The 22,696-nt window shown below is 36.0% G+C and carries 21 protein-coding genes; 6 read left to right on the plus strand and 15 right to left on the minus strand.

Annotation, left to right across the window (positions count from 1 at the left end):
* Positions 1–103: 103 nt before the first annotated feature.
* Positions 104–2,347, minus strand: coding sequence for a T9SS type B sorting domain-containing protein (locus AC07N0_RS12195; RefSeq protein WP_494589376.1), 2,244 nt, complete (start codon positions 2,345–2,347; stop codon positions 104–106).
* A 311-nt stretch (positions 2,348–2,658) separates the two neighbouring features.
* On the opposite strand from AC07N0_RS12195, the gene AC07N0_RS12200 reads away from it, so the two are divergent.
* Positions 2,659–3,876 carry a bifunctional 3,4-dihydroxy-2-butanone-4-phosphate synthase/GTP cyclohydrolase II gene (locus AC07N0_RS12200; protein ID WP_492803002.1) on the plus strand — a complete coding sequence of 406 codons (1,218 nt, stop codon included), beginning with the start codon at positions 2,659–2,661 and terminating at the stop codon, positions 3,874–3,876.
* 211 nt (positions 3,877–4,087) lie between these two features.
* Here the strand turns inward: AC07N0_RS12200 and AC07N0_RS12205 are convergent, their stop codons facing one another.
* The 3 genes from AC07N0_RS12205 to AC07N0_RS12215 form a co-directional block, all read right to left on the minus strand.
* The gene (locus AC07N0_RS12205; RefSeq protein WP_323252080.1) at positions 4,088–4,882 is read right to left on the minus strand and encodes a thymidylate synthase; all 795 of its coding nucleotides are present in this window, start codon (positions 4,880–4,882) and stop codon (positions 4,088–4,090) included.
* Positions 4,883–5,041: 159 nt separating this feature from the next.
* Positions 5,042–5,248: a hypothetical protein gene (locus AC07N0_RS12210; protein WP_494589377.1), complete on the minus strand. Its 207-nt coding sequence runs from the start codon at positions 5,246–5,248 to the stop codon at positions 5,042–5,044.
* Positions 5,249–5,357: 109 nt separating this feature from the next.
* Entirely contained in the window at positions 5,358–5,795 is a 438-nt protein-coding gene (locus tag AC07N0_RS12215; RefSeq protein WP_492802997.1) for an OsmC family protein, read from the minus strand.
* A gap of 228 nt (positions 5,796–6,023) precedes the next feature.
* Between AC07N0_RS12215 and lysA the strand changes: the two genes are divergently transcribed.
* A complete protein-coding gene (lysA, locus tag AC07N0_RS12220) occupies positions 6,024–7,268 on the plus strand; it encodes a diaminopimelate decarboxylase (RefSeq protein WP_494589378.1) in 1,245 nt (414 codons plus the stop codon).
* 78 nt (positions 7,269–7,346) lie between these two features.
* Here lysA and AC07N0_RS12225 read toward each other — a convergent pair whose 3' ends face one another.
* The 3 genes from AC07N0_RS12225 to AC07N0_RS12235 all read right to left on the minus strand — a co-directional run bounded on the left by AC07N0_RS12225 (position 7,347) and on the right by AC07N0_RS12235 (position 10,567).
* Positions 7,347–8,000: a gluconate 2-dehydrogenase subunit 3 family protein gene (locus tag AC07N0_RS12225; protein ID WP_494589379.1), complete on the minus strand. Its 654-nt coding sequence runs from the start codon at positions 7,998–8,000 to the stop codon at positions 7,347–7,349.
* A 64-nt stretch (positions 8,001–8,064) separates the two neighbouring features.
* Entirely contained in the window at positions 8,065–9,810 is a 1,746-nt protein-coding gene (locus AC07N0_RS12230; protein ID WP_492802991.1) for a GMC family oxidoreductase, read from the minus strand.
* Positions 9,811–10,168: 358 nt separating this feature from the next.
* Entirely contained in the window at positions 10,169–10,567 is a 399-nt protein-coding gene (locus AC07N0_RS12235; protein ID WP_494589380.1) for a T9SS type A sorting domain-containing protein, read from the minus strand.
* 271 nt (positions 10,568–10,838) lie between these two features.
* On the opposite strand from AC07N0_RS12235, the gene AC07N0_RS12240 reads away from it, so the two are divergent.
* Together AC07N0_RS12240 and AC07N0_RS12245 are read left to right on the plus strand one after the other, a co-directional pair.
* Positions 10,839–12,644 carry a CocE/NonD family hydrolase gene (locus AC07N0_RS12240; protein WP_494589381.1) on the plus strand — a complete coding sequence of 602 codons (1,806 nt, stop codon included), beginning with the start codon at positions 10,839–10,841 and terminating at the stop codon, positions 12,642–12,644.
* Between the two features lie 26 nt (positions 12,645–12,670).
* On the plus strand, positions 12,671–13,771 hold the full coding sequence (locus AC07N0_RS12245) for a serine hydrolase domain-containing protein (RefSeq protein ID WP_494589382.1): 1,101 nt from the start codon (positions 12,671–12,673) through the stop codon (positions 13,769–13,771).
* A 66-nt stretch (positions 13,772–13,837) separates the two neighbouring features.
* Here the strand turns inward: AC07N0_RS12245 and AC07N0_RS12250 are convergent, their stop codons facing one another.
* From AC07N0_RS12250 to AC07N0_RS12260, 3 genes are all read right to left on the minus strand, one after another.
* The gene (locus AC07N0_RS12250) at positions 13,838–14,326 is read right to left on the minus strand and encodes a hypothetical protein (protein WP_494589383.1); all 489 of its coding nucleotides are present in this window, start codon (positions 14,324–14,326) and stop codon (positions 13,838–13,840) included.
* A gap of 78 nt (positions 14,327–14,404) precedes the next feature.
* Entirely contained in the window at positions 14,405–15,178 is a 774-nt protein-coding gene (locus AC07N0_RS12255; RefSeq protein WP_494589384.1) for a hypothetical protein, read from the minus strand.
* A gap of 68 nt (positions 15,179–15,246) precedes the next feature.
* Positions 15,247–15,627 (minus strand): winged helix-turn-helix transcriptional regulator, encoded by a 381-nt coding sequence (locus AC07N0_RS12260; RefSeq protein WP_494589385.1) that lies wholly within the window; start codon positions 15,625–15,627, stop codon positions 15,247–15,249.
* A 132-nt stretch (positions 15,628–15,759) separates the two neighbouring features.
* Here AC07N0_RS12260 and AC07N0_RS12265 point away from each other — a divergent pair, with 132 nt between their 5' ends.
* The gene (locus AC07N0_RS12265) at positions 15,760–16,554 is read left to right on the plus strand and encodes an SDR family oxidoreductase (protein ID WP_494589386.1); all 795 of its coding nucleotides are present in this window, start codon (positions 15,760–15,762) and stop codon (positions 16,552–16,554) included.
* Positions 16,555–16,631: 77 nt separating this feature from the next.
* Here the strand turns inward: AC07N0_RS12265 and AC07N0_RS12270 are convergent, their stop codons facing one another.
* Complete coding sequence (locus AC07N0_RS12270; protein ID WP_494589387.1) at positions 16,632–16,994, minus strand: winged helix-turn-helix transcriptional regulator; 363 nt, start codon at positions 16,992–16,994, stop codon at positions 16,632–16,634.
* 177 nt (positions 16,995–17,171) lie between these two features.
* Between AC07N0_RS12270 and AC07N0_RS12275 the strand changes: the two genes are divergently transcribed.
* Positions 17,172–17,777, plus strand: coding sequence for an FMN-dependent NADH-azoreductase (locus AC07N0_RS12275; RefSeq protein WP_494589388.1), 606 nt, complete (start codon positions 17,172–17,174; stop codon positions 17,775–17,777).
* A gap of 172 nt (positions 17,778–17,949) precedes the next feature.
* Here AC07N0_RS12275 and AC07N0_RS12280 read toward each other — a convergent pair whose 3' ends face one another.
* From AC07N0_RS12280 to clpB, 4 genes are all read right to left on the minus strand, one after another.
* Positions 17,950–18,300 carry a protein-tyrosine-phosphatase gene (locus tag AC07N0_RS12280; protein ID WP_494589389.1) on the minus strand — a complete coding sequence of 117 codons (351 nt, stop codon included), beginning with the start codon at positions 18,298–18,300 and terminating at the stop codon, positions 17,950–17,952.
* Positions 18,301–18,472: 172 nt separating this feature from the next.
* Positions 18,473–19,225, minus strand: coding sequence for a hypothetical protein (locus tag AC07N0_RS12285; RefSeq protein ID WP_494589390.1), 753 nt, complete (start codon positions 19,223–19,225; stop codon positions 18,473–18,475).
* A gap of 26 nt (positions 19,226–19,251) precedes the next feature.
* Positions 19,252–19,836: a hypothetical protein gene (locus tag AC07N0_RS12290; RefSeq protein ID WP_494589391.1), complete on the minus strand. Its 585-nt coding sequence runs from the start codon at positions 19,834–19,836 to the stop codon at positions 19,252–19,254.
* Between the two features lie 115 nt (positions 19,837–19,951).
* Positions 19,952–22,573 (minus strand): ATP-dependent chaperone ClpB, encoded by a 2,622-nt coding sequence (gene clpB / locus AC07N0_RS12295; RefSeq protein ID WP_494589392.1) that lies wholly within the window; start codon positions 22,571–22,573, stop codon positions 19,952–19,954.
* Between the last annotated feature and the right edge of the window lie 123 nt (positions 22,574–22,696).

The following is a 22,696-nucleotide window of genomic DNA, read 5'->3' on the forward strand; positions in this document are numbered from 1 at the left end:
TAATAAATTTCTCTTGCAAGTTACAATACTATTCATTTAACACAAAAATTAAGCTTGTTTTAGCTAGCTAATCGCTTAAATGTGTTGATGTATTGTAAGGCAATTAATACGTTAAAAAAAGTGTTCCTTCCTTATTAATTACTTGTCCAGTAGTATCTTCTACTTCTAATTTATAAATATACATTCCTTGCGAGGCCTTCTCCCCATTTTTAGAAAACCCGTCCCATCCTATTTGACTATTACTTGGAAAACTATTGGTTTCATCATAAAACACAACACTCCCCCATCGGTCATAAATGGTCATTTTCAGTTTCTGGATGAATCTTCCATAAATGATAAATTTATCATTTATGCCATCATTATTAGGCGTAAATGCATCTGGATTCAATAGTAGCGATGACCTATAAATACGTACAATGTTTGAATGTGTATTTTGTGTAATACCTCCCGAAATAGGCTTGGCTTCTATCTGCAAGTATATTTCTTGCCCCTCACTATCTGGCAAACCAATCGTATTATAGGAATAAACATTTTTAAGATTATCTGCCAAAGTCTTCATGGTAGTTCCAGTGTTTGGGTCAACTTTGTTTACCCTATAATAATCTGTCGCTATTGAAAACGAAGATTGCGGAGTCCAATCTACCTCTGAAACACTCGAAGACACCAATATGCTACAAACCTTTTGTGAAGGGTCAGATTCTTTATTGCATAAATCTTTCCAAGTCATGTAATAACAGTAAGATTGGCTGTCAATAGAAACATTATTATCTTTTATCGAATTTATAGCAGGACTAGTTGACTGCAATAATTGGTACGCTCCATTAAGAGACGTTGATTTATAATAACGGTATTCTACCATATCAGTGGGAGACGGCTCGCCAGTTCCTGTTGAAAATGTTCCCTTGATATTAATTGTTTTAGCAGTAGCTTCTACATCTGCGAAAACATTGGCTATTCTAGTAAGACTCTTTGTAGAAGTAGCTTGGATATTTAAAAGCTGGGAAGTCGATTTTTGTCCATAATTAGTAATGACTCTATAAATATAATCTTTTCCACAAACCACATCAGGGTCTGTTAAAGTCAGTGTCGAAATATTGCTGATAGGTGGAAATACTTTATCAATCGTGCCATTAGCGTTCACTCGTTCTACACGATAATCTGTGAATACGCCTCCTGTAATGTTTGTCAAAGCTCTCAGCCACGAAGCCTGAATGGCATTATTAATCACGGCTACTTTTGCTGGCGTAGTGCATACTTCTTCATTACTTAAATTGGCAGGATTAAAAATAGTAGCAGGACAAACAGCATCCAAGGCTTCTGTCCTAAAACAATATTGCCTGTCTTGATTAGGAACAGTTACCGTAACATCATCAAACACCGTAGTGGCAGTAGATGTATAAGTCAGCAATGGATTGGTATAATCATAGGTACTCGTCGTTAATGGGTCACGGATATACACTTTACGTTGAATCGTTTTTTGTGCGAGAACAGTCATTTTGTATTCTTTCGAGATAGCAGTTCCTGCGATAGCAGTAATTAACGGACGATTAATCATCGTTCCCGTCATCGAAATAGGCGGAGAAGTATACACTGGAGCAGGACAAGTACCTGTTTTAGATTGTCCTTTTATGGTAATTATTCTATCAGATTGATCAGGGAAAGGGCCACTTGAAACTGTATGCGGATACGACGTAGGTTTCTCTCTAAAAGTAGGATTAAATAAGCTACTTGTTGATGAAAACTTGACTTCATACTCGTCATAATTATTACTAGGGTCAGCTTCTAATTTTAACCTAATTAAAGTAGCATTACACACACTGTAAGTAATTTTAGGAGTACTAGGCTTGATAACTTCTATTACTTGACAAGCATGGTGGTAATCGTTGGAAGTTCCATTACCCGAATTATCCCCTTGCGTAATGACATAGATACCTGGGCCAGTATACCATGAAGATGAGGTGTTGACAGTAATGGAAGCATCACCACTGATTGTCATGTAACTGGCATTGGCAGTACTGGGTGTAGAAGGTGGCGCTGTTAAAGCATTGTACTGAGTTGCTGGCATTAGCCAATAGTTTACGCCATTAGTATTCGTAGCACTAATTGTATTTTTTAGCGTAATCGTTTCTCCTTCACAAATTTTAACTGGAATATTATTGGATGCAGTATTGTTTCCATCACCATCACCCACTACTTGTACTTTTGTACCATTGATACTGAATTGTCCTGAAACCGTTCCCGGAGGCTCAGCTTTATTTTTACATTGTGCATACGTACTGACAGCCATCTTTGTTAGCAAGATTAAGGCAATCAATATTTTTGCTGATTTATTAAAAATTCGATTCATTTAAAAAGGTTATTTTTATTAAAACTATTTACAAAAATTGTGCTATAAAATTTAAGAATAACAAATTGATTTTATTTACTGATTAACAAGCCTAAATTTAATAAAAATGCTAGAACAGTAAATAACAGCACGACTGACTTATGCCAAAAAGAGTATTTCTTAAGGAAGACAAGAGATATTTTAGCCAATAGTCGCTTTAATGTTTAACGCAAAGGAACAAAAAAACGTACCTTTGAGGTTATAAAAATACAAGTGAATTGTAATGACGAAGCACCCTCTGAGCCTAGATTCAAGATTTTACCAAGAAAACAATGTCAAAGATAAAATTAGATAGTATCGAAGAGGCGATTGAAGCAATTCGCCAAGGAAAAATTATCATCGTAGCCGACGATGAAGACCGTGAAAACGAAGGAGATATGATTTGTGCCTCTGAAGCGATGACTCCAGAATTAGCCAATTTTATGATTCGTGAAGGACGTGGCTTGATGTGTGTAACTCTTACCGAGGAACGTTGTAAGGAATTGGAATTAACCATGATGGTTGGTTCTAATACTGCTACGCACGAAACACCATTTACAGTTTCGGTAGATTTACTAGGGCATGGTTGTACGACAGGTATTTCAGCACACGACCGTTCTAAAACGATTCAGGCTTTGGTAGATGAAGACACCAAACCAGAAGACTTAGGCAGACCAGGGCATATTTTCCCTTTGAAAGCACGTAATGAAGGTGTTCTTCGTAGAACAGGTCATACTGAAGCAGCGATGGATTTTGCTAAACTAGCGGGTTTTAAACCTTCAGGTGTATTGATTGAAGTATTGAATGAAGATGGAACGATGGCTCGTTTAGCTGATTTAAGAGCAATTGCTGATAAATTCGATTTGAAGTTAGTAACCATTAAGGATTTAGTAGAGTATCGTTTAAAACATGAAAGCCTAATCAAACGTGAAATAGGCGTTGATATGCCAACTGAGTTTGGTCATTTTGACCTAATTGCTTTCAAGCAAATCAATACGGGCGAAACACATTTAGCATTGATTAAAGGTACTTGGGAAAAAGATGAGCCTGTTTTAGTGAGGGTACATAGCTCATGTGTTACGGGTGATATTTTTGGTTCATGTCGTTGCGATTGTGGGCAACAACTACACCGTGCAATGGAAATTGTAGAAAAAGAAGGCAAAGGCGTCATTCTGTATATGTTCCAAGAAGGAAGAGGAATAGGATTAATTAATAAATTAAAAGCCTATAAATTGCAAGAAATGGGACGCGATACTGTAGAAGCTAATCTGGAATTGGGTTTCAAAATGGATGAACGTGATTATGGCGTGGGAGCTTCTATTTTAAGAGATTTGGGATTGAGCAAAATCAGATTAATTTCTAATAACCCAAAGAAAAGAGCAGCCTTGTTCGGATATGGTTTAGAAATTGTAGAAACTGTACCGATTGAAATTGCTTCAAATCCTCATAACGAAAGTTATTTGCTTACCAAAAGAGATAAAATGGGACATACCATTATGGGGCATAAATAAAGAAGTATGTATTATTTCGAATTTAGCATTACAAAAAAGCGTTCAGAAATTAGTTTTCTGAACGCTTTTTTGATTGATTTATAGTTCCTTTAGGAACGTAATATCGGTAGTAAAAATCCTTCTTATTAACCTTTCTTAGCCCCATCGGGGCGAAATATTTCACCCCGATGGGGTTAGGAAAGATATAGGTTATACTTTACTACCACTAATACTAAACCGCGACAGGGGCTTTAATACCAGGATATGGATGATAGTTTTCTAACGTGAAATCTTCAAATTTAAAATCAAAAATGCTTTTTACGGCTGGGTTGATTTTCATGGTTGGTAAGGCACGTGGTTCACGAGCTAGCTGAGTAGCTACTTGTTCATAGTGATTAGAATAGATATGCGTATCTCCACCTGTCCAAATGAAATCTCCGACTTCCAAATCACACACTTGTGCAATCATCATCGTTAATAAAGCATAAGAGGCAATATTAAAAGGCACGCCCAAAAATACATCTGCTGAACGTTGGTATAATTGACAAGATAATTTATTATCAGCTACATAAAACTGAAAAAGTGCATGACAAGGCATTAAAGCCATTTCAGAAAGTTCTCCTACGTTCCAAGCACTTACGATAATTCTTCTTGAATCGGGGCTTTTCTTCAATGTCTCGATTACCTCTTTCAATTGGTCAATTACTTTACCATTAGGAGCCGTCCAGCTTCTCCATTGCTTACCATACACTGGTCCTAAATCACCATTTTCATTAGCCCATTCGTCCCAAATGCCTACACCATTATCTTTTAAATATTTGATATTGGTATCGCCATTGATAAACCAAAGCAGTTCATGGATAATCGACTTTAAGTGTACTTTTTTAGTAGTAACTAACGGAAAACCTTCTTGTAAATTAAAACGCATCTGATAACCAAAAATACTGGTTGTACCCGTACCTGTACGGTCAGTTTTTTCTGCTCCGTTTTCAAGAATATGTTTTAAAAGAGTATGATATTGTTGCATTTTTTTGCTGTAAGCTATGAATAATGAGCTTTAGTTTTGTGATAAAAGACAAGATTGACATGAAGAAATATTCTTGCAAATTCAAAATTACATAAAAAATAACTCATCAATAGCTTCTTACACTATTGATGAGCCTTTCAATGAAACACGCTCTTTTATTTAAGCTGTTTTCTTTACAGTTTTTTTATCTGATACCTTTTCAGCTTTTACTGATTTAGTCATTTCTGCACAGCATTTCGATTTTGACTTACTGTGTGAAGCTGCCGTTTTAGCACTACAACATTTTGAACCCTTATCTTTATCGTGGGCTAAAGACACATTAGCTACAAAGGCTAATAATGATAAACCTAAAATTACCTTTTTCATATATATGTGCATTAAATGTTTGAAATCAAATGATAGTTAAAAACACTTTAAATAATGTTGATTCTTTGAATTTACTTATTATTAGTAAATTAATCACTCAATCGCTCACTCAATTATTTACCAAAACAGGTTCAATAGTGTAAGTATGTGTAATTTCTGCCGACCCCCTAAATTGTGCTGTGGCCGAGCAATACTTTTCCATCGACAATTCTATTGCCTTTTTGGCTTTATCTTCTACAATATTTCCTTTGAATTGAAAATGAATATTGATTTTACGGAAAGGCGTCATTTCTGTTCCTTCAATTTTTTCACGTTCACCAGAAACTGAAATCTTTAAATCTTCGATTACTTGACGTTGCTTTTTCATGATTAGAATCACGTCGATAGCAGTACAGCCACCTAAGCCCATCAATAATAATTCCATCGGACGAGAACCCGCATTATGTCCTCCAATATTTTCGGCAGCATCAATATCTACTGGCACACCCGACATCCCATTTGCCTGAAAATGAAAGGCATCATCTATTCTAACTAATTCTACTTGCATGATTTCAAGAATTTAACTTAATTATATATTTTTAATTTTCTGAGGTACCTTTTAAATCTTAACTTTTATACAAAATATTAAGTTCAAAGTTAAGATTTATTTAGTCGATTGGCAAGAAGGTTGAATGCGAGTATTACGTATCTTTGCACTTCTATTTCGTAGAAAAAAACAAAAGAGAAGTTAAAAGAGCCATAAATCCTTCTGATTTCCGCAATCCTAATTCTAAAAATGTCTTATTATCAAATCCAAAACATCAAACTTACTGATTTAGCTAATCAATTCGGTACGCCATTATACGTCTATGATGCCGATAAAATTATCGAAAAAATCTCTATCCTTCGTGATTCTTTCAAGAATGTTAATCTCAAAATAAAATATGCTTGTAAAGCCAATACCAATTTGGCAATTTTGAAATTAATGCGAAAGCATGGGGTAGAAATCGATGTGGTTTCTCCTGAAGAATTGCGCTTGGCCATGATGGCTGGATATGAAGGTTCGCAAATCACTTTTACGCCAAGTGGAGTGTCATTTGATGAAATTGAATTAGCGGCTGAATTGGGTACAAGAATCAATTTGGATAATTTGGATGTGTTGGAAAAATTCGGGCAACGTTATGGCAATACCAAAGGGGCATTGATTCGCCTAAAACCACATGTTTTTGGGGGCGGTAATGAAAAAATCATGACGGCTCACCCTGAATCTAAATTTGGTATCTCTATCCATCAGAAGGCTGAAATTTTGGCGATTGTCGAAAAATACGATATGAAAATTATCGGTTTACATCAACATACGGGTTCTGATGTAAAAAATGCTGATGCTTTTACACAAGCCGCAAGTGCTATTTTGGAAATGGCTTTCAGCTTTAAAGATTTAGAGATTATCGATTTAGGGGGTGGGTTCAAAGTGGCTTATAAAGACGGCGACATCGTTACGGATATGAAAGAAGTAGGGGAAGTTTTAAGCAATGCTTTCTTGAATTTCTCTAAAAAATATGGTCGTGAATTACAGTTATGGTTTGAACCAGGCAAGTTTTTAGTAAGTGAAGCAGGAACGTTTTTGACAACTGCCAATACAGTAAAAGTTGACCCAATCAAAACTTTTGTTTGTGTAAATTCAGGACTCAATCACCTTGGTCGCCCAATGATGTATGGTTCATATCATGATATTTTCAATGCTTCTAATGAAGATGAATCTGAACAAGACGAATACAGAGTGGTGGGTTATATATGTGAAACAGATACTTTCTCATGGACACCAGAAGGAAAACAAGGCGAACGCTTAATGAATAAAGTAAAGGCAGGAGACATCATTGCAATGAAAAATGCTGGAGCTTATTGCTTTTCGATGGCTTCGCAATATAATTCAAGGTTATTACCCGCAGAAGTGTTGGTGATAGGTGGTGAAGCAAAGTTGATTCGCAAAAGAGAAACTTTTGATGATATTGTGAGAAACCTTGTGAGTGTGGAGATATAAATAGGTAGGGACGAATTGCATTCGTCCTTATGGCAAAGGAATAGGACGAATGCAATTCGTCCCTACCTATTTTTTATTTTAAGAATCGTAGCTTAAACCATATTGCTTCAAAACCTCCTCGGGCACACCTTCCCAATTGTTAGGTCTGTTACCTACATAGCCCATATCGTGATGCCCCATTTCAGAAGAATAAAAACCTGATGCTGTTAGGTTTCTCATCAAAGAAAAGAAATTTACGCCCTGTGATACTTCAGGTTTTGCTTCGTTAGTATAAGCTATTTCATCTACTAAACTAATCTGCTCTTTCTTGGTACAAAGAATAAAATCTTTTCCAAAACGCTTAATAGATGCAGAGTCCATCCAACGTAAACCTCCACGCATAGGTGTTTTAAAAGTTGGCTGGTCTTTTACGATAAACTCTATAAAAGCTGGTACACCCGACTGCGAAGCACTTCCTGAATGTTCATCGGCAGGAATGATAATATCCGACAACACTGTGATTGTTTTCATTTCATGGTCAGTAAAGAATTTTTCAGCCAATAATTTAGCATCACGAGCGATTTCATCTTCTGTTCTACCATAATTATATTTTGGCGTTGCGGGAGCCGTAGCTTTCGCTTTTGGTTTAGGCTTTGGCCCTTGCAATAACTCCATGGCTACTGCTTCTTGGCTCATCACGGCCATACCCAGTGACGAAAGCCCTATATTTTTAAGATAATCTCTTCTTTTCATAAAAATAATTTGAAAATTTGATGATTTGAAAATTTGAAAATCAGCTATGTAAGCTTAATCCTCCTTACAAATTCCCTTTTTTCTTTTCGTTAATAATAAACTCTGAAGTACGAGCCGATAAAGCTAGGATTGTCCAAGTTGCATTTTTATCCCCTTGCGAAACAAAAGGTGCAGCATCAGCTACAAACAAGTTTTTCACATCGTGTGCCTGACAGTTTGCGTTTAATACAGAAGTCTTAGTGTCTTTACCCATTCTAGCCGTTCCTACTTCGTGGATAATTCTTCCTGGGTCTGCTAAGCCATAGTTTGTACTTGCATCTGGCTTTTTACCAAGCGGTGTACCACCCATTTCAGTAATAATCTGTTCAAAAGTCTCCTGCATGTGTCTAGCTTGCTTGATTTCGTAGTCCGACCATTTGTAATGGAAACGTAATACAGGAATACCGTACTTATCAACAACGGTAGGGTCTATTTCACAATAGTTATTATAATCTGGTATAGGTTCTCCTCTACCAGCCATACCGATATATGCTCCATAGAAACGACGATAATCTTCTTTCAATGAAGCCCCGTAACCACCCGCTGCTTTTTTGATACCTTCACGTGTAGGGAATTTTTCATTGATTCCTTCAATACCCCATCCAAAACCGTAAGCAGGCATACCCATACCTCCGCCATATTCAATATGATAGCCTCTTGGGAAATCCAGCTTTTTGTTATCTCCCCACCAAGGTGTATAAACGTGCATCCCTCCTACTCCGTCTTCATTATAACGTTTTCTATCAAACAAGGCAGGAATAATCGCCGAACGAGAGGCACCCGTAGAGTCATTGATATAACGCCCTACAATACCGCTTGAATTAGCCAATCCATTCGGGAAACGAGCAGATTTTGAGTTTAATAACAAACGAGCTGTTTCTCCTGCACTGGCTGCTAATATTACTATTTTACCTTTTACAACTTTCTCGGTCATTGTACGAGTATCCACATACGATACGCCCGTTGCTAAACCCGTAGTTGGGTCTGTCAATACTTCACGAGCCATTGCGTAGGTAATCAACGTACAGTTTCCTGTTTTAATCGCTGGAATCATCAATACTGATGAAGAAGAAAAATCGGCATACGCCTGACAAGCTCTATTACACTGACTACAATAAAAACATTGTCCACGGTCTTTATTAATAGGCTTTGTCAAGATTGAAAGACGTGACGGAATTACTGGAATACCAATATTGGTAGCGCTTTTCTTTAACATTAATTCATGCAAACGTGGTTTCGGAGGAGGTAAAAAATATCCATCTGGGTCATTTCTTCTTCCTTCGTTCGTACCAAACACACCAATTAGTTTATCTACATAATCGTAATATGGCTTTACATCGTCATAACCAATTGGCCAATCTTCTCCTAAACCATCAATAGATTTTCTTTTGAAATCATCAGGACCAAAGCGAAGGGAAATTCTACCCCAGTGATTGGTTCTTCCTCCCAACATCCTAGAACGGAACCAGTCGAATTTAGTGCCATCTTTACGAGTATAAGGTTCTCCCTCAATATCCCAGCCACCATAAGCAGCATCAAAATCACCAAAAGCACGCGTAGAAGATGCTCCACGGCGAGGAGATTCCCAAGGACTTTTTAGTTGTGTAATATATTTTGGGTCGGCAGGGTCATAATATTGACCTGCTTCTAGTACACAAACTTTTGCTCCTGCTTTGGTCAGTTCATAAGCTGCCATACCACCGCCCGCACCCGAGCCAATGATAACGACATCATATACTGTTGATTGTTCTTTAATCTGAAAGTCCAGCATTTATTAAATGATTTTTTTGGTTGAAGAGTATTATTGAATCGAGTAGGAAAAATAGTGATTAAATACAGATTTTATATCCTTTTTTATAAGAAATCGATATTAAAACCATAATCTCCTTAAAAACACCGCAATAAAAGCAGAAAAATAGATAATTTCACACTAAAAACATCAACTATTTGCAATAATTGCAAATAGTTGATTAGAATCATGCAAGAAGTATTGAGTTATTCTGGAGGAAAGATGAAGAAATGAATGTTATCTAACATAAAAAGGGAAGATTAAAAAGTAAACTTTTTAATCTTCCCTTTATTATTGAAGTTTAGAGGTTTCAGCAATGTCTTTTATTCAAACTTTGCTACTAGTTCATCGAAATAAAGCGATCTGTTGTAGCTGGCTCTGGTGATACTGTACCTACATTTACAGTCTTAACAATTTTAGTAGCACCATCGGTAATTTCAAAACTATATTTACCATCTTCCAATTCGCTTAAATCAAATTTACCACGATAGGTAGTTCCTTTTTTACCAACACGCTCGTTAGCCAATACTTCTCCTTTTTCATTTTTCAGAGAAATTGATAAATTTTTACCTTCAAGCTTTTCAATCAATATATTCATTTGTAATGTATTAATTGTTTGATACATCCCTACTGCAAAAGTTTTCTGAGTATTAGTAGCTTCGTTTTTGTCTGTTGCATTAGCAAAGAATGACAATACTGAACATAAAGCAATGGCGAAAGTTTTTACGATTGATTTCATTTTTTTGTTGTTTAGAAATTAAAAGTTCCTGTTTATTTAAATTAAATTTTCTGAGATTAATCTTTCCGATTATGCTAATAGTATTAACAGAACTGTGCCAAAAAATATAAAATATTAATTATCAGACACTTACAATTTAATACCTTTTCCACAGGTGTACGGTTTTAGTACACAACTGTTCGGTTTGATGACATATTTGTATTCCTGAAAAAGTATTTGAATTTTGTACGATAGTTTTTATGATTGGTTAGTTGTTGGTCAACGCTGAATCATGCAACATTTCAGTACTAATGTGAATCATTTGTTTGTAATGCCTAGTAACATGAATATTTACCTCCCTAAACCGACGATTTTGATGAGACATATTTTTATCATCCTTTGCTTGCTTCTAATAGGTTCTAAATCCTCCGCATTTCAAACAAATCTAGCAGACAACGTATATCATATAGAGGACAGTGTGCTGATAAAAACCAGAGATGGCGCTTTTATTTCAGCCATTATTGTACGTAAAAAAGATAATGACAAACCACAACCAGTTATCCTACAATTCACGATTTATGCCCGTAGTAGAGATATTAAGAGTGTTAAAGAAGCAGTAGATAAAGGTTATGTGGGTGTAATAGCATATACGAGGGGTAAAAGACTTAGTCCCGATGAAGTAACCCCTTATGAATACGACGGTAAAGATGCCTATGATGTAATTGATTGGATTAGTCATCAAGCTTGGTGCAATGGTAAAATCGGAATGTATGGAGGGAGCTATAATGGCTTTAGCCAGTGGGCAGCTACTAAACAAATGCATCCAGCCTTAAAAACCATTGTGCCGTATGTAGCTAACCGACCAGGAATGGGGTTACCGATGGAAAATAATGTATTCTTGAATGCAAATTATGAGTGGGCATTTTATGTTTCCAACAACAAATACCTTGATACGCTTGTAGGCAATAACAGACCTCGCTGGAGAGCCATGCAAAATAAATGGTGGGAAAGCGGTGTGGCATACCGAAAAATAGATAGTTTAGAAGGTACTCCTAATAAACATTTACAACGATGGCTCCAACATCCTGCTTATGATAAATATTGGCAAGACATGGTTCCCTACAAAGATGAATTTGCCCATATTAACATTCCTGTTTTATCGATAGATGGCTACTACAATGACTCTCAGATTTCAGGATTGTATTACCTCAAAGAGCATTATAAATACAATAAAAATGCTAATCATTATTTAATTATTGGTCCGTATAGCCATTTTGGTGCACAAAAAGGCGGTGAAGCTGTTTTGCAAGGTTATCAAGTAGACTCGGTTGCCTTAATCAATACAAAACAAATCACTTACGAATGGTTTGATTACATTCTTAAAGATGGTAAAAAGCCAGAAATTTTAAAGGATAAAATAAATTATGAAGTAATGGGTGCTAATGAATGGAAACATGCTCCCTCATTAGAAAAAATGAGTAACAATACTTTGCAGTTATACCTTACCAACATCAAATCTGGGAAAGATTATCTTCTAACGCAACAAAAGCCTAAGCAACATAATTACCTTTTTCAGGAAATAGATTTAGCTGACAGAACTACCAGTAACAACGACTATTATCCCGACCCAATTATCCGCAAAGAGCTTGATACTTCTAATGGTTTTTTCTTTTTGAGTGAGCCATTCAAAGAATCTATTTCAATTGCTGGGGCATTCAGTGGGGAAATAAAAGCTAGTATTAATAAAAAAGATATGGATATCGGGGTGGTACTATACGAGGTGATGCCCAATGGGGAATATTTTGAATTAAGCTATTTTTTAGGACGAGCAAGCTATGCCAAAGATATTACTTCTAGAAATCTTTTAACGCCTAATAAAGTGGAAAGCATTCCGTTTTCCAATACTCGCTTGGTAAGTCGTCAGCTAAGTAAAGGTAGTAGATTGCTAGTAGTATTAAATATTGATAAAAACTCCTTTGCTCAAATCAATTATGGAACTGGGAAAGATGTGAGTGATGAAACAATAGCTGATGCCAAAGAACCCCTAAAAATAAAATGGTATAATGATAGCTTTATAAATGTACCTATTTGGAAATAATGTATCTCACTACTTTAATCAACATCATGAAAAAAATATTTTTAATAATACTGTTGCTAATTGCTTGCCTTGCTAGGGTAAATGCCCAACTACCTAAAAATCGATTAGACGCTATTGTCAATAAATATGCAAATGTTTATATGAGTGATTCTAATGCTGTAGGATTATCCGTCGGCATTATTCAACACGGGAAAAAATATTTTTATAATTATGGCACTGTAAAAAAGGGAGTAAATGAATTGCCAACGAACAAAACCATTTATGCAATGGGTTCCATTGCGAAAACATTTGTTGGAATACTACTAGCCCAAGCTGTAAAGGAGAATAAAGTACAGTTAACGGATGATATTAGAAAATACCTAAAAGGTAATTATCCTAATCTCCAATTCAATAATTATCCTATCACGTTGGTACATCTGGCTAACCATACAGCTAGACTACCTGAATCACTTTGTAAATTTCCCAATAATTGGCAAAGCATGAATCAAGAGGAAAAATATGTATTCAAACAGCGATATAATCGTGAGGAATTCTATAAAGATTTATATACTATTAAACTTGACACTTTACCTGGCTACAAATACAGTTATTCTGGAAGTGGAATGACACTCTTGAAATTAATTCTTGAAAATGTGTATCAAAAGCCTTTTCAAGAACTGATTAACCAATACTTCAATAAACCTTTAAGTCTTGGTACTACCAAAGAATTATTAAATATCACGGAATGGAAAAACTATGCTTTCGGCAAGCAAGATGAAGCAATTGTGAGCCGTACAAAAAGCATTGAAGACATGACTACAGGCCCAGGTTTATGCAGTACTACCGACGATATGTTGAAATATATCCAAGCAAATATCTTAGCAATCAACGAGGCTATAAAACTATCGCACCAGAAAACCTTTGAAGATAACAATAATGCAATGGCATTAGCTTGGCGATTGGATGAACAAAACAACACTATCTATCATTTAGGAACGGGTTGGGGCTGTAATAGTATTTGTAAGTTTTCGTCCAAATATAAAACAGGCATTATCATTTTTGTCAACGAAACAATGAATAAAAAGAACATGACGATTATGGCTAACGATATTCTGGAAGAGCTAAATAAAAACAGTGGAATTAAATAGGCTAACAGCTTCAAATCAAAAGAATAAAGTAAAACTTTCTTAGGAAAATTTAAAGATGCTAGGCTATTAACTAACTTTATTTAGTTTTAAACCTTGAATGATTAGTCCTGTTATTAAAAAGACAAAACTAACTTTTATCAAACTCTGTATAATGGGCGAATCAGGACTATCGACTATTGGTTGACCGACAGGTAAGCGTGAAAGAATTTCATAGGCTGTAGGAATTAATAATAGAAAAACTGTAGTAGACATACAAAAAGTTTGTAGATAAATGGCTTTACTTTTTGCAAGCACATTTTCTCCTAAATAATAAGCGATTGATAATAAACCAAGTATCAAAATAAATATAACATAACCAAGAGAGGTAAATCTTTTACTTTCAGAAAGCCCAAAAGAACCGATACAACCAATTGCCGTTAATACGCTATAACCTTTGCCCAGTGTATGATAGGGTTTAATAAACCCTTCTTTACACAAAGCAATACCTGCAATAAGTAGTGCTAAGGTAGCAATGCCAGTGTGAATAATATCGAGTTGCAGTAGAGACGTACTCATCTGAGTAATGACTAAAGTTTTAATAGGTTAATACAATTTACTATCCATTTATATTATTTGAACACCTTAGCTTAGCATTTATTTCCACCATTCGGCAAACTCTTCATTTTTATATTGCTCATCATTTGATAGAAAAGCCTTCGCATAACTCAACCATCCTTTATCAAAATATTTTTCGTTGGGACTAAACTCTCCTGCTCCTAAATCAAAGTCACAGGTAATATTAGGTACTCGATAATCTGCCCATTTACAAATTTTAGATTTTTGAGCATTATACATTGTCCAAGTACCTTCAAAAGCATTATTAAAATATCCATCTGAAAGCAAGTTTATGTCATCATACTTTATTTGGTTATCTTTATTAATGTACCATTTTGTGTGTAATTGTCCCGCAAAAATACCTGTATGTGGTTGATTCTTATTTTCAAAGAATTCATATTTAGCTATTAATAGCCCTTGTGTTTTAATGCCAGCATCTTTTGCTTGATTATCAACACCAAACTGCTCTCGCTTAGTCTCTTGAATTTTCTCGATGACTATTTTACCAATAAAATCACAGACATTCCCTTTTACATTTGATTTCCCATAAACAAAATACTCTTCTGGATTATTGGTATTTTTAACAACAGCAAGAACCTTTACCTTAATACGTTGAAAATCATCTCCTAGCACACCCAATACGTTATAATTATCTGTCTTGCTCCACAAATCCGAAAAATCATATGAGAGAAATACATTTTTTTTGTTTTCTTCATAAATCTTTTCCCCATTCAAAATATCATTATGACAATTTGCTTGGGAAAAAGTTGAAAATGAGCTAACAATAAAGAGAAAAGAGCATATTGTTTTCATTTTATTGAGATGTTGTTTTTGATTGATTGCTAATAGGAAAAAATCATGTTTTTACACTTTGTTAATGCTTATTCCTCCGCTTCCAAGAGTTGGTTATGATGCTGTTTTTCGATAACACTGCGCAATCGTTCTTGGTGTTCGTCACCCCATTGGCCCAACATATTGATAATTGGCATCAACGATGCACCAAAATCAGTTAAACGATATTCCACTTTAGGAGGCAATTGCGGATAGATAGTTTTGGTTACTAATTCGTGTTCTTCCAATTGTTTCAACTGCATATTTAATACTCTTCTACTTGCATCAGGTATTTTCCTTTGCAAGTCGCTTGGACGAATACAGCCCTCCGAAATAAAATATAGCATCCTGATTTTCCATTTGCCATACAAAACTTCAGCGATTAGGTCGAGCCCACAATTTAAGGTTATTGGAATCTTTCTTTCGTACATGATACAAATGTAATTAGTTGACGTATAAGGTGCAATAGGGAAAAAATTGTCACTATCTGAATCTTTTGCCCCTACTTGTACTATCTGTTCATAGTGTCGAATTTTGTCATCAAATAAATACAAAAAATAGCAATGAACATAGATTTTAATTTCAACAACGAACTCTCAGGAAAAATAGCACTCGTAACGGGTGGCACAAAAGGTACGGGCAAAGCAATTGCTGAAAGACTAGTAAAAGCAGGAGCAAAAGTAATAGTAACAGCCAGAAATAACCCTGATAATCTTGAAAAAAATATACACTTTATTGCTGCCGATTTAAGCCAAATTGAAGGTGCAGCAAAAGTAATTCAGGAAATTAAGGAAACATACGGAGGATTAGATATACTTATCAACAATCTTGGTGGCTCAGAAACGCCTGGAGGTGGTTTTGAAGTATTGACAGATATCCATTGGCAAGAAATATTTAACGCTAATTTATTTGCTTCTGTCAGGCTAGATAAAGGTTTTTTGCCCTTTATGCTTCAAAAAAAAACTGGAGTAATTATCCATATAGGCTCTATTCAAAGAACATTACCTTTATACGATTCTACTTTGCCTTATGCTGCCGCAAAAGCTGCATTGGTTAATTATAGCAAAAGCTTATCGAACGAGGTATCTCCCAAGGGTGTAAGGGTTTTAACAGTATCCCCTGGATTCATTCAAACAACCGCTGCTGAAAGAATGCTAGAACGCTTGGCAGAGAGTGCAAATACAAGCAAGGAAGAGGCTTTGGAAAGCTTAATGAAAGCATTGGGAGGAATCCCAATGGGCAGACCCGCTAAACCTGAGGAGGTAGCCGAATTGGTTGGTTTTCTGGTTTCACCTCGTGCCAGTTATTTATCTGGTACTGAATATATTATTGATGGAGGAACCATTCCAACTATTTAAAACCATGCTATCATGCGTAGGGTCGTATTGCATACGACCTTATTCTCAAACAATAGGACGAATGCAATTCGTGCCTACTACTGTTCCTTAATCTTTTTTCTGTGCTGTTCTCCCCAAACACTCAATTCATTTAATAAACTTTTTAAGGTACGGCTATATTCTGTCGCTTCATAAATAATAGTCACTGGAGTAGTGGGATATACTTTACGTGTTATCAGGTAATTTAATTCTAAATCTTTCAATTCATTAGATAATATCTTGGGAGATATACCAGTGATTTCATGCTGAATCTCGCTAAAACGTTTTGGTGATTGTACTAAGCAAAGTATCACAGGAAGTTTCCACTTTCCATTAAGAACATACATCGCATCGATGACGTTTTTGAGCGAACCAACACATTGTGCCTTGCTCAGAAGTATTTCATTTTCAATTGTTTCCATTGGTACAAAGATACAAACTTTCCTAAAGGTAACCGCTTTCCTTTGGGTAACTGCTAACTTTTGTATACTGCAAGGCAATACCTTTGTCCTTGACAATTCGAGAGAAAAAACCTTTCACTATTAACACAAAAGGAAGTCTGGCAATCTCGGAATTTTAAATTAATCAATAAAACATTTATGAAACGTATCCTTCATTTAAAATCTAGCCTACTAGGTACAGAATCCTATAGCATTAAGCTAGGTAACGCTATTATCGAAAAAATTCAGGAAAAGTATCCTGACAGTGAACTTGAAGAATTAAACTTAGTAGATATCGAAATACCGCATCTTAGCCCTACTGTACTTCGCACCTTCTTTATTCCTAAAGATCAACTGAACGAAGAAGAAAAAGAAGCTATTAGCTTATCTGATAGACTAGTAAAACAGCTATTCGCGGCAGACATCATTGTAATCGGTGCGCCCCTTATCAACTTTACCATCCACACATCGCTAAAGGCTTGGATTGACCATATTACTAGGCCTGGAATAACTTTTGGGTATGGTGAGGATGGACTCCCTATTGGAATGGTAACAGGAAAAAAAGTTTATGTAGCCATGACTTCCGGTGGTATTTATTCGGAAGGTGTAGGTAAAGCCAACGATTTTGTTGCTCCCTATTTAAAGGCATTTCTTGGCTTTTTAGGTATGACAGATTTAACCGTTTTTAGGGCAGAAGGATTAAAAGTACCAGGCGTGAAGGAACACGCAATGGCAAAAGCAGTTGATAGTATACAAATTGATTAATATTCTCAGTGGTCGCTCGCTTCCAGCGAGTGACCACTATTAAAAGGCTTCCAGCCGTAAAATCAATAATATAAAATAAGCCATTAAAAAGTAGCAGTAACCGTTTTCTACCTGTAGTGGCAACCGCAAGGGATTGCCGCTACACCGTTAGAAATAAACGACTGCGGAAGTATTATAATTCATAAACTTCCTTTAAGGTATCATTGATTTTATCAGTGAGCATCTCTACAAGTTCTTCATCCATAAATTCATAATCATCTGGAATATGTAGGTTTTCAATAATTGGTAATTCCAGAAAACTATAAACCTCCTTGATTTTCGCTTTTTGATCCGTCTCCATCACAAAAACAAAATCAGCCCAGTTCAAATCGTTTTCAGAAATCTTCCTTACACTCTTAGGACTCAACCCTACCGACCGAATATTAAAGCGATTATCATTTTTAAAAATATGCTCTGCTGTTCTACTTCGTTTTTTATTACGCCCACACACCACTAAAATATTTGGTCTATCAGTTGTTACCATCAATTATTGTTTAAGTATTTTTCAAAAGCAAGCTACCTAAATTTCTAAATAAATCCCAATAGTTCACGTGTTAAGCAAAGCATCACTTGGACTCAAAACAACACGTAGGGACGAATTGCATTCGTCCTATTGGTTCGTACACAAGGACGAATGCAATTCGTCCCTACTATTATTACAAACACTCAATCATTTTCTTGATTTCAGCTTTATCAAATTGTTGAGATTTGGCTTCAATTTCTGTCAAACTCATTGGTTTTTTATTACCTGACTTCGTGAATATCAAATAGACAATTCCTCCGCTTGAATCAGAGCCAATAATTTGTTTAAGTTTCTTCTTATAAATCAATTTAATACCCAGGTTCTCAGATAGTTTTACAGAGCCTTCTCCTATGTGTTTGTTATTACCTGTATCGGCGATGATTGCAAAACTTCCTTTACCTGTTTTTCGATTAAACACATAGGCTAAATCTCCTTTCACAACACCTTTTGCTATCAAATTAGGAGGAATAGCGATGTAAGGGATTTCTTCAGAATTTACATATCTTCTATAGTCCGTTACTTTTTTAGTAGCATCTACCAAAGAAGTTTGAGAGAGGTAATATCCAGGAAAAGGGTCAGATGATTTCTGTATATATGGTTTGTTACCCTCAAATACAATCACACTTGGGCTTAAATTGCCAATTCCTCCAGCACTAGAAAGATTATCCAAGCCTATATTCTGAGGATGATAAGCCTGAGGCGAACCGTCTACATCAATCGTCATTTCAGATACATAGCCAATAACCGCATTATTAATCTTCCAAACTTTCGCAGTTGGATTTTTAGGATAAGAAAGTTTCAAATCAACTTTTTCACAAGTAGTTTGACCAACAATACAATCTTCGCTAAAGAAGAGGGCTAAAATTAAAGTTAAGATTCTTTTCATGGTAGTAAAGTTTAAGGTAAGTTTTGTTATTTTTCAGTAGCTTTCATGCCTAAATAAGTAGTGGCACTAATACCCATCAATCCCAGTGTTTCAGAACTAAAACTAGGGAATTCTCTATCGCCGTGTGATAACTTTTCAAAGAAAGTCACCAAAAATACCATACTAAATATAAGGTTGAAAATTAAGGCTTGATAGCGATAGACAGTAATGCCTGTTGAATCTGAAAGAATTTGAGTAAAAAAATTGGTTGGTTTTCTGAGTTTTGGAGGTAAGTCTTTTTCAGTCTCAATCTTATCCTTCGGTGTTTCTTCTGGTGGTGTATTATTATCTATTACACTAGCAACAGCTGTAGTTCCTACACCGATTGCTAATAAAACTAAGCAAGTAGAATTAAGCTCAATAACTTCGCCTCGCTTACCAAAACCAATCACAAAGCAAGCTCCAATCAGGGTAGTCCACCACAATCCTTGGGTACGAGCAAAACTATAGGTTTCCACTGGCCCAATGTCAGAATCAATTACACAAACATCTTTTAAAATTTTGGTTGTAACAGAAAGATAAATAGCACCGAAGACAATCAGCAGTGCTATGATATTACAAATTGCAGTCATTGGTTTTTTAAGTTAAAGGGTTTTGATATAACACCCAAACCTAATAAAAAAGCCAACCCTTTAAAAGGCTGGCTTCCAATTATTTAACTATTTTTTATTAAACGGTAACAGGAGTTTATTCCACTTCCAATTTCCCTACATTTTCAAACTTAATTGCTCCTTCGTCGTTCACTTCCATCATTACTACAGAATCTTTATTAATGTAATTACCTAAGATTTGTTTCGATAATTCATTTAAAATTCTTCTTTGCATCACACGCTTCAAAGGTCTTGCACCCATCGTTGGTTCATAACCCTCTTCGGCAAGTTTCACAAGGGCCTCATCAGTGCTTTCTAAAGTAATGCCTTGTTCTTGTAAACGTTCTTGAATGTGTCTAAACTGAATTCTAACGATTTGGCTAAGGTTATCTTTAGACAATGGCTCAAACATCACGATTTCATCCACACGGTTCAAGAATTCTGGTCTTACTACTTGTTTCAATAAAACCATTACTTCTTCTTTGGCTTTCTCCATCACGATATGGTTGTTCCAACCTTCCATTTCTCCCATTTTTTCTTGGATAATATGGCTACCAATATTGGAAGTCATGATAATAATCGTATTCTTGAAATTAGCAATTCTACCTTTGTTATCAGTCAAACGTCCATCATCAAGTACTTGTAACAAAATGTTCCAAACATCTGGATGTGCCTTTTCTATCTCATCCAACAGAATGACAGAATATGGTTTTCTACGAACAGCTTCAGTCAATTGTCCACCCTCATCATAACCAACATATCCCGGAGGTGCTCCTACCAAACGGCTTACCGCATGGCGTTCTTGGTATTCCGACATATCTATTCTCACCATCGCATTCTCGTCGTTAAACAAGTAATCTGCTAAAGCTTTAGCCAATTCCGTTTTACCAACCCCTGTCGTTCCCAAGAAAATAAACGAACCTATCGGGCGTTTAGGGTCTTGCATTCCTGCACGAGAACGACGAACAGCATCAGAAATAGCCTCAATAGCCTCCTCTTGTCCCGCTACTCTTTTACCTAATTCAACTTCCAGATGTAGCAGTTTTTCTTGTTCAGCACGCATCATTTTTGATACAGGTACGCCTGTCCACTTAGCTACCACTTCTGCAATGTTCTCTGAAGTTACTTCTTCTTGCAACATTGGCGTTTCACCATTTTTATCAGCAGTTTTTTCGTTTTGCAATTGTTTCAGGTTATTTTCAGCCTCCACTAATTTACCATAACGTATCTCTGCTACTTTACCATAATCGCCAGCTCTCTCAGCTTGTTCAGCTTCCAATTTCAAGCGATCGATATTTTCTTTTTCTTTACGAACTTCATCCAAGACAGACTTCTCACCTTCCCATTTCGCCATCAAGCCACTTTTCTTGTCGGTAAGTTCTGCTAATTCTCGGCTGATAATATTTTCACGTTCAATGTTATTTTCTCTTCTGATTGCTTCACGTTCAATCTCTAATTGCATGATTCTACGTTTCAAAGCATCAATCTCTTCAGGAACAGAATCTATTTCCATCCGCATTTTTGCAGCAGCCTCGTCCATCAAGTCAATGGCTTTATCTGGTAAAAAACGGTCTGAAATATAACGGCTTGATAATTCAACAGCTGCAATTACAGCATCGTCCTGAATCCTTACACCGTGGTGTAATTCATATTTATCTTTAATCCCCCTTAAGATAGAAATGGCATCAGTAATATCTGGTTCATCAACTACTACCATCTGGAAACGACGTTCCAAGGCTTTATCTTTCTCAATGTATTTTTGGTACTCTTTCAAAGTAGTTGCACCAATAGCATGTAATTCTCCACGCGCCAACGCTGGTTTCAATAAGTTAGCAGCATCCATCGCCGAATCTCCGCCACCGCCTGCACCAATCAAGGTATGAATCTCATCAATAAACATGATGATTTCTCCCGCTGCATCTGTTACTTCTTTGATAACTGCTTTTAATCTTTCTTCAAATTCACCTTTGTATTTCGCTCCAGCAATCAATAAACCCATATCTAACGTATAAATCTGCTTAGATTTCAGGTTTTCGGGTACGTCTCCCATTACGATTCTTTGTGCTAAGCCTTCTACAATAGCAGTTTTACCAACTCCTGGCTCACCGACCAACATAGGGTTATTTTTAGTGCGTCGTGATAATATTTGTAGTACTCTGCGTATTTCTTCATCTCTACCAATCACAGGGTCAATTTTCCCAGCTTTGGCTAATTCATTTAGGTTTCGAGCATACCGCTCTAATGAACGATAGGTTGCTTCTGCATTTTGGTCTTTCACGGTTGTGTTTCCTCTTAGTTCTTTTATGGCACTTTTTAATTCTTTTTCCTTATATCCACTCTCTTTCATCAAACTTGCCACAGCATCTTTCCCTAACAGGATTCCCAATATTAATAATTCTATGGATACAAATTCGTCTGAAAATTCTTTTAATAAATTCTCTGCTTTGGTAAAAGCCGCAGCAGCATCGTTTGCTAAATAGGGCTGTGCTCTACCAGAAACTTTTGGATAGCCATTCACTATACTTTCCAGTTTCGATGAAAAAATTGCCTGATTAACTTGTAGCTTTTTCATCAAAAACTCTGAAGTATTTGGTTCCTCGTCAATGATGGCTTTTAGCAAATGTCCCGTTTCAATAGCTTGCTGGCCATTTGCTGAGGCAATCGAAGCGGCATGTTGGATTACCTCTTGAGTCTTGGTTGTATATTTATTAAAATTCATCGTATAAATGATTTTCTGTTTTTCAATCGTTGATAGTATTATTTCATCAAAAGCTAAGCCAAGCTAGTTTTGCGGTAAAAATGGCATATTTTTCCGCAAAAACTTGATTTATTTAAGCCAAAA

The organism is Arcicella sp. GW821-FHT09D11 (genome assembly GCF_059416265.1).

What these genes read in the sequence shown, in the direction of transcription:
- AC07N0_RS12225 (WP_494589379.1), bottom strand. Translation starts at nt 8,000, where the DNA reads ATGAAAAGAAGAGATTATCTTAAAAATATAGGGCTTTCGTCACTGGGT.
- AC07N0_RS12280 (WP_494589389.1), bottom strand. Translation starts at nt 18,300, where the DNA reads ATGGTAACAACTGATAGACCAAATATTTTAGTGGTGTGTGGGCGTAAT.
- AC07N0_RS12230 (WP_492802991.1), bottom strand. Translation starts at nt 9,810, where the DNA reads ATGCTGGACTTTCAGATTAAAGAACAATCAACAGTATATGATGTCGTT.
- AC07N0_RS12210 (WP_494589377.1), bottom strand. Translation starts at nt 5,248, where the DNA reads ATGAAAAAGGTAATTTTAGGTTTATCATTATTAGCCTTTGTAGCTAAT.
- AC07N0_RS12255 (WP_494589384.1), bottom strand. Translation starts at nt 15,178, where the DNA reads ATGAAAACAATATGCTCTTTTCTCTTTATTGTTAGCTCATTTTCAACT.
- AC07N0_RS12240 (WP_494589381.1), top strand. Translation starts at nt 10,839, where the DNA reads ATGCAACATTTCAGTACTAATGTGAATCATTTGTTTGTAATGCCTAGT.
- AC07N0_RS12200 (WP_492803002.1), top strand. Translation starts at nt 2,659, where the DNA reads ATGTCAAAGATAAAATTAGATAGTATCGAAGAGGCGATTGAAGCAATT.
- AC07N0_RS12245 (WP_494589382.1), top strand. Translation starts at nt 12,671, where the DNA reads ATGAAAAAAATATTTTTAATAATACTGTTGCTAATTGCTTGCCTTGCT.
- AC07N0_RS12285 (WP_494589390.1), bottom strand. Translation starts at nt 19,225, where the DNA reads ATGAAAAGAATCTTAACTTTAATTTTAGCCCTCTTCTTTAGCGAAGAT.
- AC07N0_RS12290 (WP_494589391.1), bottom strand. Translation starts at nt 19,836, where the DNA reads ATGACTGCAATTTGTAATATCATAGCACTGCTGATTGTCTTCGGTGCT.
- AC07N0_RS12215 (WP_492802997.1), bottom strand. Translation starts at nt 5,795, where the DNA reads ATGCAAGTAGAATTAGTTAGAATAGATGATGCCTTTCATTTTCAGGCA.
- AC07N0_RS12250 (WP_494589383.1), bottom strand. Translation starts at nt 14,326, where the DNA reads ATGAGTACGTCTCTACTGCAACTCGATATTATTCACACTGGCATTGCT.
- AC07N0_RS12270 (WP_494589387.1), bottom strand. Translation starts at nt 16,994, where the DNA reads ATGGAAACAATTGAAAATGAAATACTTCTGAGCAAGGCACAATGTGTT.
- AC07N0_RS12205 (WP_323252080.1), bottom strand. Translation starts at nt 4,882, where the DNA reads ATGCAACAATATCATACTCTTTTAAAACATATTCTTGAAAACGGAGCA.
- AC07N0_RS12260 (WP_494589385.1), bottom strand. Translation starts at nt 15,627, where the DNA reads ATGTACGAAAGAAAGATTCCAATAACCTTAAATTGTGGGCTCGACCTA.
- clpB (WP_494589392.1), bottom strand. Translation starts at nt 22,573, where the DNA reads ATGAATTTTAATAAATATACAACCAAGACTCAAGAGGTAATCCAACAT.
- AC07N0_RS12275 (WP_494589388.1), top strand. Translation starts at nt 17,172, where the DNA reads ATGAAACGTATCCTTCATTTAAAATCTAGCCTACTAGGTACAGAATCC.
- AC07N0_RS12265 (WP_494589386.1), top strand. Translation starts at nt 15,760, where the DNA reads ATGAACATAGATTTTAATTTCAACAACGAACTCTCAGGAAAAATAGCA.
- AC07N0_RS12195 (WP_494589376.1), bottom strand. Translation starts at nt 2,347, where the DNA reads ATGAATCGAATTTTTAATAAATCAGCAAAAATATTGATTGCCTTAATC.
- lysA (WP_494589378.1), top strand. Translation starts at nt 6,024, where the DNA reads ATGTCTTATTATCAAATCCAAAACATCAAACTTACTGATTTAGCTAAT.
- AC07N0_RS12235 (WP_494589380.1), bottom strand. Translation starts at nt 10,567, where the DNA reads ATGAAATCAATCGTAAAAACTTTCGCCATTGCTTTATGTTCAGTATTG.